Source organism: Kitasatospora sp. NPDC097643, assembly GCF_040302625.1.
GTDB lineage: Bacteria > Actinomycetota > Actinomycetes > Streptomycetales > Streptomycetaceae > Kitasatospora.
This window is the reverse complement of record NZ_JBEOSA010000118.1, coordinates 1-12,423: the sequence shown is the minus strand read 5'-3', so window position 1 is coordinate 12,423 and position 12,423 is coordinate 1. Positions and strand designations below refer to the sequence as shown.

The window sequence follows — 12,423 nt, the reverse complement described above, 5'->3', positions numbered from 1 at the left end:
GCCAACTCCTCGACGCCTCCGGCCGGTTGGCCAGCGCGCTGGCCGCCCGCGGGATCGGCCCCGGCATCGCCGTCGGCCTGCTCTGCGCCCGCTCCACCCGGCTGGTCGTCGCCCAGCTCGCCGTCTGGCGGGCCGGCGGCCACGTCGTCCCGCTCGACCCGGCCTACCCGCGTCCGCGGATCGCCGAGATGACCGAGGACGCCGACGTCCGACTCGTCCTCGGCGACAAGGCGCTGCTCGCCGAAGCCGGACTGGCCCCCGAGCGCACCTTGGTGCTGACCGAACACGGCGCCGCCGAAGGCCACCCGCAGGACACCCGCACCCCCGCGCCCGACGCCGACGACCCGGCCGCACCCGCCCTGGTCTTCTTCACCTCCGGCTCCACCGGCCGCCCCAAGGGCGTACTCGTCCCGCACCACGCCGTCGCCGACCTGGTCACCGCCCCCGACGGGCTCCCGCTCGGCCCCCGCGACCGGGTGCTGTTCCACTCCACCGTCAGCTTCGACGCCTCCACCTACGAGCTGTGGGCCCCGCTGGTGCACGGCGCCGCCGTTGCCGTCTCCCCGGCCGACCGCCCCAGCGCCGAGGAACTCACCCACGACGTCGAGCGGTTCGGCGTCACCACCCTGGTCCTCACCACCGCGGTCTTCCACCACCTCGCCGCCCGCCAGTCCCGGGTCTTCGGCGTGCTGCGCACCCTCGTCGTCGGCGGCGAGGCGCTCTCGCCCGAGCACGCCGGCGCGGTGCTGCGCGCCTTCCCCTGGCTGGAGCTGTACAACGGCTACGGCCCCACCGAGGCCACCACCTTCACCACCCTGCACCGGGTCGAGCCCGCCGACTGCGCGGGCCCCGTCCCGATCGGCCGCCCCTTCGGCGGCGCCGGCGTCCTCGTCCTCGACGAGCAGCTCGCGCCGGTACCGCCCGGCACCCGCGGCGAACTGTGGATCACCGGCGACCGGCTCGCCCTCGGCTACCTCAACCGGCCCGAGCTCACCACCGAACGCTTCCGCGCCGTCCCCGGCGCCGCGCGCGCCTACCGCAGCGGCGACCTCGTCGTCCAGCGCCCCGACGGCGTCCTGGAGTTCCACGGCCGCGGCGACGACCAGGTCAAGGTGCGCGGCTTCCGGATCGAACCCGGCGAGGTCGAGCACGCGCTGCTGGGGTTCCCCGAGGTCGCCGAGGCGGCCGTGGTGGTCCGCCGGGCCGGCCGGACCGACGCCGCCCTGACCGCCTGCATCGTCCCCGCCGAGGGCACCCGCCCGGCCGTCGACGCGCTGCGCGCCCGGCTCGCCGAACGCCTGCCCGCCCACCTGGTGCCGACCGGCTGGAGCGTCCTGGACGCGCTGCCGCTCACCGGCACCGGCAAGGTCGACCGCCGGGCCCTCGCCGCCGACGACACCCCGGCAGCCGGCGAACCCGCCACCGCAACCGCACCCCTCTCGCCGATCCAGCAGGTCGTCGCCGACGCCTGGAGCCGCGCCCTGGAACGCCCGGTCACCGACCCGGCCGCCGACTTCCTCGCCGAGGGCGGCCACTCGCTGCTCGCCATGTGGATCGTCGACGACCTCCGCGAGGACCTCGGCGTCGAACTCTCGCTCGCCGACTTCCTCGACCACCCCACCGTCGCCGGCCAGGCCGACCTGCTCGAACGCGCCCTGCGCGCCACGCACGACCACGACACCGCGGGAGCGGCCCGATGACCACCGCCGACCAGGCCGCGACCGACCAGTCCGCCGCCGACCAGCTCGCCCTGCTCGCCCGGGCCCGCCGCCGCCCCACCGCCGGGTCCACCCGGGCCGAGGAGAGCGCGCCGACCCCGGACACCGCCCCCGACACCGCCCCCGCGCCGCTCTCCCACGCCCAGCAGCGGATGTGGCTGATGGACCACCTCGGCCAGGGCGGCGCCCTGTACAACGTCCCGCTCGCCACCCGCCTGCGCGGCCCGCTCGACCCCGCCGCCCTCGCCACCGCCCTCACCGGCCTCACCGAACGGCACGCCGTCCTGCGCACCCGCTACGGCCGGCACGGCGACCAGCCGTACCAGCAGGCCGAGCCGGTCACCCCGGTCCCGCTGCGCACCGTCGACGCCACCTGGGCGGAGGGCGCAGGGAACAACGCCCCCGCCCTGCTCGCCGCCGAGGCCGCCCGCCCCTTCGACCTCGCCACCGGGCCGGTGCTGCGCGCCCTGCTGCTCCGGCACGCCGCACAGGACCACACCCTGCTCCTGACGATCCATCACATCGCCGTCGACGGCGGCTCGCTGCCCGTCCTCGCCGCCGACCTCGCCGCCCTCTACGCCGCCGCCCGCGACGGCCTCCCGCCCCAACTGCCGCCCCCCGGGCCGTCCTACGCCGACTACGCCCGCCAGGAACGCGCCCGCGACCGCGAACTCACCGCCGCCGCCGACACCCGCGCCGCCCAACTCGCCGGCGCCCGGCCGCTCCCGCTGCTGCGGCCCGCCCCACCCGGCGCCCGCGAACGCCGCGCTGCCCTGCACACCGCCCCGCTCACCCCCGCGACCGTCGACGGCCTGCGCCGCCTCGGCGCCCGGCACGGCGCCACCCTGTTCACCGTCGTCCTCGCCGCCGCCTTCGCGACCCTGCACACCGCCTCCGGCGCGCTCGACCTCACCCTCGGCTGCGCCAGCGGCCACCGCGCCCGGCCCGAACTGCGCCGCACCGTCGGCCTCGGCGTCAACACCCTCGCGGTGCGCACCGACCAGCTGTCCGCGGGCCTGCCGTTCACCGACCTGCTCACCAGGGTCCGCGCCGCCCTGCTCGACGCGCAGCACCACCACGACGTCCCCTTCGACCTGATCGTCGAACGGCTCGACGCGGCCGCGCGCGGCGCCGACGGCACCCCGCTGCTCTCCGTCAGCTGCGACCTCGTCCAGCCCGCCGCACCGCTCACCCTGCCCGGACTCGCCGCCGAACACGTCGAACTCGACCTCGGGCTCGCCAAGTTCGGCCTCGCCCTGCTCGTCGAGGACGGCCCGCAGCCGCGCTGCCTGGTCCAGCACGACCAGGACGTCCTCGACGAACCGACGGCCGCCCGGCTGGTCACCGCCTTCGCCGAGCTGCTCACCGCCGTCGCCACCCGGCCCGACGCCCCGCTCGCCGAGCTCCCCGGCAGCCGGCTCCGCCCGGACCGCCAACACCCCGCTGTGGCCGGACTGTTGGCGGACCCGAGGGTGGTCGACGCGGCCGTCGTCGAGCGCCCCGACGGCCCGCCGCTCGGCTACGCCGTCGTCCGCGGCCCGGTCGCACCCAACGGCGCCGAGCTGCGGGCCGCCCTGCGCGGGCTCGTCGAACCCGGCCGACTGCCGCTCGCCGTCACCCTGCTGGACCGGCTGCCGCGCCACCCCGACGGCACCCTCGACCCGAGCCGCCTGCCCGGCCCGGCCGGCCTGCCCGGTGCGGCCACCCGCCGTCCGGACCTCGGCCCGCTCGATACCGTCCGGACGGCCTTCGGCGAACTCCTCGGCGCCGTCCCGCCCGCCGACGGCGACTTCTTCGCCCTCGGCGGCCACTCCCTCGTCGCCGTCCAGCTCGCCGAACGCCTGCGCACCGGCACCGGCCTGCCGCTCACCGGCCTCGACATCCTGGAACAGCGCACCCCGCGCGCCCTCGCCGCCCTCCTCGCCACCCGCGAGGACGAACGCCGCGCCGCCCTCGCCCGCCCCGGCTCCCGGCCGCGCACCCGCGCGCGGGCGGGGACGGTGCTGCTGACCGGCGCCACCGGCGGGGTCGGCGCGGCCGTCCTCCAGGAACTGATGGCCCAGGGCCGCCCCGTCCGGGCCCTGGTCCGGCCCTCCTCCGCCCACCTGCCGGCCCTGCACGGCGCCGAGCTCGCCGAAGGGGACCTCGGCGACCTCGACAGCCTGCGCCGCGCCGTCGAGGGCGTCGACGCCGTCATCCACGCCGCCTGCACCTTCACCGAGCACGCCGTCGACGTCGCCGCGATGCGCGCCCTGGTCGACGGCTGGCGCGGCGGCCCGTTCGTCTTCGTCAGCAGCATCGACGCCTACGGCCGCCCGCCCGGCACCGACGTCCCCGAGGGCGCCCCGACCGGGCTCCCCGTCACCCCCTACGGCCAGGCCAAACTCGACTGCGAGCGGATCCTGTTCGACGCCGCGGCCACCGGCCGCGGCCCCGCCACCGCGGTCCGCGCGCCCATCGTCTGGGGCCCGCACCAGCGCCTGCGCGACCAGCTCCGCTGGGGCTCCACCGGCGCCCTCTACCAGGCCGCCCTGGCCGGCCACCCGATCACCCTGCCCGCCACCGACGACACCTCGTGGTACGGCGCCTCCTGGGTCCACTCGGCCGCCCTGGCCCGCGCCCTCGCCGCCTGCACCACCGCGGGACACCCCGCCGCCGGCCGGATCGTCAACGCCGTCAGCGGGCACGTCTCCTGGTCGGAGTTCACCGCCGAGCTCATCCGGCTCCTCGGCTCCACCAGCCCCCTCACCCACCACCCCGACGCCGACCCCGAACTCCACCGCCCCTGGCACTACCAGGCCGACACCCTCGCCACCCCCCTCCACCCCGAACCGGGCGAGGACTGGCCCACCGTCCTGGCCGCCATGGTGGGGTGACCCCGCCCCCTCCCGTCCCGTCCTGGCCCGTCCTGTCCCACCACGCCCGCGCCGCCGCCCGACCCGGCGGCGCGGGCATCTCCATCAGGGCAGCCGGGGCCTGCCCGGCGGATCCTGCCGGGTGCGCGACGCCGGACCATCCCGTCCGGACGCACCGGCGAAACCCGAGTGCGACCCGGTCCAACCGCCGTAGCGAGCTGATCCGACGCGAATGTCAGACAAGCCCTCTATCGACCTGCGTGGGCGGCGGCAAAGGCGTCACGGGCGCGGCTGCCGGGCGGGGCGAGGAAGGCGAAGACGTGACGCCCCTCCTCGGGCAGCGGTAGGACGGTGTAGTCCAGGACGTCGGTGTCCAGGGCCGGGTGGCGGATGTGGAGCCGTCCGGGCCCCGGCGGCCCGGCCCGGTGGTGGTCCCAGAGCGCGGCGAAGGCCGGGCTGTCGGCGGACATCCGCCGGACCAGCGTGCTGAGCACCCGGTCGCCCGGGCGGTCCGCGTGGTGCGCGCGCAGGGAGGCCACCAGGTCCGCGCCGATCGACCCGGTGGCGGCCAGGTTGCCCTGCGAGCGGTCCCCCTGCGGGCAGCAGAACACCTGCCAGAGCAGGTTGCGTTCGTGCGGTGGCCGCCGTTCCGGCCAGGCCATCAGCAGGCCCGCCGGGCGGTTCCAGGCGAGCAGGTCGAAGGTCGGCCCGGTGACGAAGGCGGGGGCGGCGTCCAGGGTGTCCAACAGGGCCAGGGTGGTGGCCGGGACGGTCGGCGGCTCGACCGGCGGCGGGTTCGGGGCCGCCCGGCGGTGGTGGCCGGCCAGCCGGTGCAGGTAGGCCCGCTCGGGGCCGGTCAGCTGGAGGGCGTCGGCGATGCCGTCCAGGACCGGACCGGTCGGCACCCGCTGGCGGCCCTGCTCCAGCCGGGCGTAGTAGTCGACCGAGATCCCGGCCCGCGCCGCCACCTCCTCGCGGCGCAGCCCGGGCGTCCGCCTCCGCCCGGCCGTGGGCAGGCCCGCCTCGGCGGGCGCCAGCCGGGCGCGGCGGGCGCGCAGGAACGCGCCGAGCGGGGTCTCGGGCATGCGGGCCACGTTGTCACAACCGCCGGTGGTCAACCAGGACCTGGCAGTCCCTGGTCGGCCCGTCCCCGGGAGCGGCCGGCCGCTGGTGCCCGGGACGGGACGGCGGCAGGCTCGCCGCATGGGACTCCTCGACGACAAGGTCACGATCATCACCGGTGCCGGGCGGGGCATCGGCGCGGCAGCCGCCCGGCTGTTCGCCCGGGAGGGCGCGCTGCTGGTGCTCGCGGCGCGCACCGGTGCGGAGGTCGCGGCGCTGGCGGCGGAGCTGCGGGCCGACGGCGGCCGGGCGGTGGCCGTGGCCGCCGACCTGACGACGGCCGAGGGCGCCGAGCGGACCGTCGAAGTGGCGCTGGAGACGTACGGTCGGTTGGACGCGGCCTTCGACAACGCCGGGTCCGGCCTCCGGCCCGCCCCGCTGACCGAGCGCTCCGAGGCGGAGTGGGACGAGACCCACGCGCTCAACCTGCGCGGCGGCTGGCTCTGCCTGCGCGCCCAGCTGCGCGCGATGGCGGCGGGCGGGCGCGGCGGCGCCGTGGTGCTCAACACCGGCGTGGGGGCCCTGGTCGGCGGCTTCGGCGACGGCGCCCAGCAGGCGGCCAAGCACGGGCTGACCGGTCTGGTGAAGGCGGCCACGGCCGACCACGCGGCGCACGGCATCCGGGTCAACGCCGTCGCCCCCGGCATCGTGCGCACGCCCGCGACGGAGCCGTACTTCGCGGCCGGCCCCGCGTTCGACACGCTGGTGGCCCGCTCGACCCCGCTCGCCCGCCCGGGGACGGCCGTCGAGGTGGCGGAGGCGGCCGCCTGGCTGCTGAGCGACCGCGCCTCGTACGTCGCCGGGGTGACGCTCCCGGTGGACGGCGGGATCACCGCCACCCGGCGGTTCGACTAGGACGTGTCCGACGAGATCCGCCGGTCGGGCAACCGGCTAGCCCTTGCAGGCGGGTTGGGTCGACAGCCAGGCGGTGGCGGCGTCCAGGGTGGGGTCGGAGTCCTTGCGGGTGGGGGCGTCGACCTCCTCGTCCGGGCGGATCGGACCGTCGTGGACGCGGCCGGTGCGGTCCGTCTCGGCGGCGCCGGTGAGGACGATGACGGCGCCGTCGGACAGGCGGTGCGCGGCGTTGCCGGTGGGCACGCCGTAGGTCTGCCCGCCGAAGCTCCGGGTGGCCGGCCGGCCGATGAACGCGAGGGTGACGGCCTCGCCCGCGCTGCCGGTCGCCCGGGAGGTGAGCACGGCGACCGGCGGATCGGGGACGGCGAGCGGGGAGACGCCCTCCGCGGAGGCCTGCGGGGTGTCGTCCTCGTAGGGCACACCGCCGCGGATCGACCACACGGAGTGCTTGCCGTCCGGGGTGAGGAAACCGCCGACCGGGCCGTCCCCGAGGATCGGCCCGGCCGCCGCGAGCGGCGCCCACATCCCGCCGCCGGTCTCGTCACGCAGGTCCACCACCCACCCGCAGGCGCCCACCCGGTCCGTGGCGGCGACCGCGGCGCGGCCCTGGCGGCCGTACTCGGCGTAGGTGCGGTCCGAGCCGTTCACCCTGGGAAGCCTCAGGTAACCGATCCGGCCAGGGAGTTGGCGCGACGTCGGCGCGTCGACGACCTCGTTGTCGCCGTCGACCACGCCGGGTTGGGCGGCCCGGTCGGGTGGGACGAACTGACTGTGGTGGTCGTTGAGCGCACCCAGGGCGCCGCTGATGGCGGGATACGTCTCGGCCGGGGTGCGGGCCGTCCCGGCCTGGTCGAAGGCGCGGGCGCGGACGGTCTTCCAGTCCACCTCGGCCCTGCGCAGCGACTGCTGCTGCATGAGGTCCAGGGCCTCGGTGAGGTAGCCGCGGGCCTCGGGCGAGAGGCGGGCGCCCTCCTGCAATGACGGCGACGACGACGGCGATGACGTCGACGTGCAGCCGGCGAGCAGTAGTGCGGCGCAGACGGCTGTCGCCCAGCGGCATCGTGAACTCATGTGTTCCCCCGATCGGTTCGTGTGTCCACATATTCTGCCGGGTACTCAGCAACCGCCGGTTGCCGGGTCGATGGTCACCACGCGGGCCCAGCTCGGCGGTTCGTCCGGCCGGTAGTCCGGGTCGTGTTCGCGCCAGCTGCCCGCCGGGCCGGAGCGGGGGAAGAGGCCGATCACGGTGCGGCAGGGTGGCGGTGTGGACGGCCAGGGGGTCTGGCCGTCGGTGAGCACCACCACCGCGTCCGGCCGGGGGCGGCTCCGCAGGGCGGCCGCGAAGCCCGTCCGCAGGTCCGTACCCCCGCCGCCGACCAGGGGGATGCCCTCGGCCTGGCAGAGCGTGTGGACGGTCTGCGGCGTCGCGTCGCAGGACACCACGGTGACCAGGTCCCGGCGGCCGCCCACCGCGCGGCCGATCGCCGTGATCTCCAGCAACGCGGTGCCGAGTTCGGCGTCGCTGACGGATCCGGAGGTGTCGACGATCACCGTGACCCGGGGAGGCCGCCGCCGCAGGCTCGGCAGCACGGTGCCCGGCAGGGAGACCGAGCGCCGCGCGGGCCGGCCGTAGCTGTAGTCGTCCCCGGCGCCCTGGCCGGAGACGGCCGAGCGGACGGCGGCGGCCAGCAGCTCGCGCCACGGCTGCGGCGGGTGGAACGCCTCCTCCGCCCAGCGCCGCCAGCCGCTGGGGGTGTCCCCGGGCCGGGCCCGGATTCCCTCGGCGACCCGGAACCGGATCGCGTCCCGCTCCTGCGGGTTGAGCCCGTCGGCGCCCTCCGGGCCCAGCTCCCACGGCCGTTGGAGTCCGTCGGCGCCGCTGCCGCAGTCCAGCCAGGCCAGCCCGCGGGCCCGTGGGTCGAACCGGAACTCGCGCAGGTACTCCTCCATCAGCTTCCCGTCGGGCAGCTGGAGGTGCTCGGGCAGGACGACGCCCGAGGGCCGGATCAGGCCGTCCCCGTACACGTCGTCGTTGATCTCGAAGTCGGCGGCGATGTTCATCCGCAGCCGCTCGCCGGGGCCGTGCAGCCCGAGCCGGCGGGCGAGGCGGTCGCCGCGTCCGTGGTGGTCGCGCAGCAGGTGCGAGACCTCGTGCACCCAGACTCCGGCCAGTTCCTCCACCGGGGTGCGGTCGACGTAGGCCGGGTTGGCGTAGCACCGCCAGCGCTGGTCGACGGCCATCGTCGGCACCTGCCGGGACTCGACCAGGTGCAGGGCGAACAGGGCGGTGGCCAGGTAGGGCCGGACCCGGGTGGCGTGCAGCCGGGCGGCGTACAGCTTGTCGCGGTCCAGCGCCTTCGGCGGGGCGGCAGGCATCACCGGTGTCTTCACCCGTGGCGGTGTCGGCGTCGGCTGCACGGGCCTCGGCTTCATGGACGTCGGCTTCGGTGCAGGCCTCACGGGCGTCGGCTTCGCGGGCGTCGGCTGCACGGGCGTCGGCCTCATCGCTGCCCCCGCGCGGCGCCCGGGACACGGGCGGCGGCCTGGTCAGCCCGCCGGGAGAGCGAGACGGCCGCGGCGAGGTGCTCGATCGCGGCGGGTACGCCCCAGTCCTCGCGGCGCAGCGAGGCGAGGGTGGTGGCCGGGACGACGACCAGGTCCGGCGCGCCGGTCTCCAGTGCCCGGACCAGCAGCTGCCATGCCGAGTCCCAGCGCGCCCGGTCCGGCCGGTTGCGGACGGCCGCCACCACCCCGTCCAGGACGACCTGGCGCAGGTCCCCGCGTTCGGGCAGCACGGCGCCCGCCGGGTCGGCCAGCAGGTCCTCAGGGTCGGGGAGGTCCATCCGGTCGATGCTCGCCATCAGTTCGAGCCCGGGCCCGTCCCCGACCGCGCCCCGGACCAGCAGCGCCAGCACATCGCGGGAGGCGCCGGCCGCGGTCGCGAAGGCGACCAGCCGCAGCGTCATGTCCCAGCTGCGGGGTGAGGGCCAGGCGCCGCCGCGCCGGGTCTCGGTGGTGGGCAGCCGGTGGACCAGGTCGGGCCGGGCGGCGAGCAGTCCGCAGACCGCCCGCCGGGCGAAGGCGACGGCCTCCGGCAGGGCGTCCGGGTCGAGCCGGGGCAGCGACGCCACCGGCCAGACTCCGCCGAGGCCGCGGACGACCACGCCGTGGTCGTGGGCCCACTGGAGGTGGACGAAGCGGTTGGCGAGCGGCGGACTGAGCTCCCAGCCGTCGGCCGCCGAGGAGCGCGGGTTGGCGGCGGCCACGATCCGTACGCCGGGCGGCAGTTGGAGCGCGCCGATGCGTCGCTCCAGGACCAGTCGGAGCAGCGCGGCCTGCACCGCGGGGGGAGCGGTGGACAGTTCGTCGAGGAACAGCAGCCCCCGCCCGGCCCGGACCAGGCGCACCGCCCAGTCCGGCGGGGCCATCGGGATGCCCTGCTGCGCGGGGTCGTCGCCGACCACGGGCAGGCCGGAGAAGTCGGACGGCTCGTGCACGCTGGCGATCACCGTGGTGAGCGGCAGGTCGAGGGCGGTGGCGAGTTGGGTGAGCGCGGCGGTCTTGCCGATCCCGGGCTCGCCCCAGAGGAGGACGGGCAGGTCGGCGGCCACGGCGAGGGTGAGGGCCTCCAGTTGGGTGTCGGGGCGGGGTTCGGTGGTGGTGTCCTGCAAGAGGTCGAGCAGCCGACGGGCGACATCGAGCCGGGAGGCGGGCGCGGACACGGGCATGGGCGTAGGCATGGTGATCACCCTGGGTGTGAGGGGTCCGTGGACCCGGGAAACGCGGATGGGAGCGGTGGGTTCAGCGCCCGGTGGTGTGGCGCGGGTGCGAGCGGTGCCGGGCGGGGCGTTGCGGGCCGGGGAGGACGCGGAACGGAGCCGGTCCGGCCAGCCCGGCCCGGTACAGCCCGTAGCCGATCCGCCGTTGCGCGGCCGCCTCCAGCTCGTCCCGCAGCGGGCCGGGGCGCAGCACCGCGCCGGGGCCGAGCAGGCCCTCGACAATGGCCAGTGCACCGGCGATGTCGCCGTGGTCGAGCCGTTCCTGGACGCCGGTCAGGCTCTGCGGGGTGCGGTGCGCCCGGTCGACGGCCTGAAGGCAGGGCAGCGGGGTGCCGGACAGCGCGGCCAGCAGCTCCTCGCGGCGCAGCTCGGCCGGGGAGTGGTCGAGCGGCGCGAGCACCCCGTCGACCAGACCGATCCGGTGCCGGGCTCCGCGGCACTCCACCAGCTGCGGCCGGCCCGGACGTTCCGGTTGCTCCGCACCCGACGGGGCTGTGCCCGCCGGGCGGTCCGGGGCGAGGGCCTGGGCCACCAGCGGGTGCAGCCGGTCGGCCTCGATCGCCCCGGTGCGGAGCAGGTCGAGGTCGGGCAACACCCAGGTCGCCGCGTCGGGCAGCAGCGGTAGCGCGTGCGGGCCGTCGTGCGCCTCTGCCGGGGACGCGGTCACGCCCCCGTCCGGCTCCAGGACCAGCCGCCGACCCCGCCCGAGCCGTACGGCGACGGGCCCGGCGGGCCGCCCTTCGGCGCTCAGCAGGATCGCCGCCTCGGCCGCCCACCGGTCGACGGCGCAGCGCTCGGCGAGCACGCCAAGCGCCGTGCCTGGCAGTTCCGTCGGGGCTTCCCGGTCGGCGCCGGAACGCGCCCGCAGCTCACCGCTGCGGCCGGCGTCCCACAGGTGCCGGTGCAGGTCGAAGCGGAACCGCCGGCCGGGTCTGGGGTGCGGATGGAGCCGCGGGCCGCCGTCGTTCGAGGGGCTCCACAGCGCCAGGCTGATCCGCTGCCCGTACGAGGCCCAGGCGGGTGGTGTGCGGACCACCAGGAACAGCGGCCCGGGAGGCTCCGCCACCTCGGCCCCGTACCGGGCCAGGGCCATGGTGAGCCCGGGTCGGAGCAGCCCGTCAGGTGCGGTCCTCGGCAGGTGCCAGCGCAGCAGGTCGGGCGCCAACTGGCGCAGATCGGCGCGTAGTCGGCCCGCCAGCTCGCGACCGTGGGTGTGCGCCACGTCGCGGAGCCGGAAGTCGACCTCGACGTGCGCGGCGGAGCAGGCTCCGGCCCAGTCGCCGACCTGGCGGCGGGCGGTGGCGGTCTCGATCATCGACGGCGGTACGGCGTACTCGCGCACGCGCCGCCAGAAGGAAGTACGGGAATCCCCGTTCGCGGTCCGGGTGAGCATCAGCACTCACCTTGCGCGGACGGGACCCCCGATCTGTGAACGGAGTGAATGGTCATCGCCGGGGAGCATAGCGCCCGCTGCCGACCTCCGCCACAGGGTTTCGTCCGCCCGCCCGCCCGCCCGGACGGCCCGGCCGCGCCGAATTCGGCCTGCCCGCACACTGGTTCGACGACGAATCCCGGGCCGTCGACGGACCGTGCGCACCGCAATTCCGCCAATTCCCGATCCGGCGGCCGCCTTTCCGCTTGCGGCCCGTACGGGCAGGTCGTGCGAGCCGGCTGTGGCGGGTGCGTGCCGGGGCTCAAGGGCCGCTGGAGAGCGGCTCGAAGTGGGTGGTCCACGGCGTGCCGGGTGTGTTGTCGTGGGAGGCGGGGAGGCCGTCGCCTCGGCTTTTGGGTCGGCACCCGGCCCCACTGGCCCCACGAGCCCCGAGGGACGCGGTAGACGCTCACGCATGGACGTGAGTGCGGTGGCTATGGATGGCCGGCACGGAATGGATTTGACTGGTGAACACGACGACGGGCTCGCAGGGTTCGCAGATTGCGTCAGGTCCGCCGGTTTCTTCGATTCCTCCGAATGGGGTGGCTGCTGTGGCTGGTACGGGTACGGGTGCTGGGGTTCTGCCGGTGGATGCGGGTGTGGTGCTGGTGGTCGGGGGGACGGGGAAGACGGGGCGGCGGGTGGCGGAGCGGTTGTCGGCG

General features: G+C 76.7%; 8 protein-coding genes. 3 read left to right on the top strand and 5 right to left on the bottom strand.

Annotated features, from left to right (window positions below; translation table 11 throughout):
* Together ABTY15_RS38595 and ABTY15_RS38590 are read left to right on the top strand one after the other, a co-directional pair.
* Positions 1-1,700 (top strand): non-ribosomal peptide synthetase (locus ABTY15_RS38595; RefSeq protein ID WP_350606928.1); only part of this gene is annotated, 1,700 nt, incomplete at its 5' end.
* Positions 1,697-4,594, top strand: a complete 2,898-nt coding sequence (locus tag ABTY15_RS38590) for a condensation domain-containing protein (protein WP_350606920.1) — start codon at positions 1,697-1,699, stop codon at positions 4,592-4,594. The genes ABTY15_RS38595 and ABTY15_RS38590, both read left to right, overlap by 4 nt.
* A 227-nt stretch (positions 4,595-4,821) precedes the next feature.
* Here ABTY15_RS38590 and ABTY15_RS38585 read toward each other — a convergent pair whose 3' ends face one another.
* On the bottom strand, positions 4,822-5,658 hold the full coding sequence (locus ABTY15_RS38585) for a helix-turn-helix transcriptional regulator (RefSeq protein ID WP_350606916.1): 837 nt from the start codon (positions 5,656-5,658) through the stop codon (positions 4,822-4,824).
* 118 nt (positions 5,659-5,776) lie between these two features.
* On the opposite strand from ABTY15_RS38585, the gene ABTY15_RS38580 reads away from it, so the two are divergent.
* Positions 5,777-6,550: an SDR family NAD(P)-dependent oxidoreductase gene (locus ABTY15_RS38580; protein ID WP_350606913.1), complete on the top strand. Its 774-nt coding sequence runs from the start codon at positions 5,777-5,779 to the stop codon at positions 6,548-6,550.
* Positions 6,551-6,586: 36 nt separating this feature from the next.
* On the opposite strand, the gene ABTY15_RS38575 is transcribed toward ABTY15_RS38580, so the two are convergent.
* From ABTY15_RS38575 to ABTY15_RS38560, 4 genes are all read right to left on the bottom strand, one after another.
* Entirely contained in the window at positions 6,587-7,621 is a 1,035-nt protein-coding gene (locus ABTY15_RS38575; protein ID WP_350606910.1) for a S41 family peptidase, read from the bottom strand.
* A 45-nt stretch (positions 7,622-7,666) separates the two neighbouring features.
* Positions 7,667-8,926, bottom strand: coding sequence for a vWA domain-containing protein (locus ABTY15_RS38570; protein ID WP_350606909.1), 1,260 nt, complete (start codon positions 8,924-8,926; stop codon positions 7,667-7,669).
* A 125-nt stretch (positions 8,927-9,051) separates the two neighbouring features.
* A complete protein-coding gene (locus tag ABTY15_RS38565) occupies positions 9,052-10,290 on the bottom strand; it encodes an AAA family ATPase (RefSeq protein WP_350606905.1) in 1,239 nt (412 codons plus the stop codon).
* 61 nt (positions 10,291-10,351) lie between these two features.
* Complete coding sequence (locus tag ABTY15_RS38560) at positions 10,352-11,722, bottom strand: hypothetical protein (protein ID WP_350606902.1); 1,371 nt, start codon at positions 11,720-11,722, stop codon at positions 10,352-10,354.
* Positions 11,723-12,423 lie beyond the last annotated feature (701 nt).

What these genes read in the sequence shown, in the direction of transcription:
- ABTY15_RS38570 (WP_350606909.1), bottom strand. Translation starts at nt 8,926, where the DNA reads ATGCCTGCCGCCCCGCCGAAGGCGCTGGACCGCGACAAGCTGTACGCC.
- ABTY15_RS38585 (WP_350606916.1), bottom strand. Translation starts at nt 5,658, where the DNA reads ATGCCCGAGACCCCGCTCGGCGCGTTCCTGCGCGCCCGCCGCGCCCGG.
- ABTY15_RS38575 (WP_350606910.1), bottom strand. Translation starts at nt 7,621, where the DNA reads ATGAGTTCACGATGCCGCTGGGCGACAGCCGTCTGCGCCGCACTACTG.
- ABTY15_RS38580 (WP_350606913.1), top strand. Translation starts at nt 5,777, where the DNA reads ATGGGACTCCTCGACGACAAGGTCACGATCATCACCGGTGCCGGGCGG.
- ABTY15_RS38565 (WP_350606905.1), bottom strand. Translation starts at nt 10,290, where the DNA reads ATGCCTACGCCCATGCCCGTGTCCGCGCCCGCCTCCCGGCTCGATGTC.
- ABTY15_RS38560 (WP_350606902.1), bottom strand. Translation starts at nt 11,722, where the DNA reads ATGCTCACCCGGACCGCGAACGGGGATTCCCGTACTTCCTTCTGGCGG.
- ABTY15_RS38590 (WP_350606920.1), top strand. Translation starts at nt 1,697, where the DNA reads ATGACCACCGCCGACCAGGCCGCGACCGACCAGTCCGCCGCCGACCAG.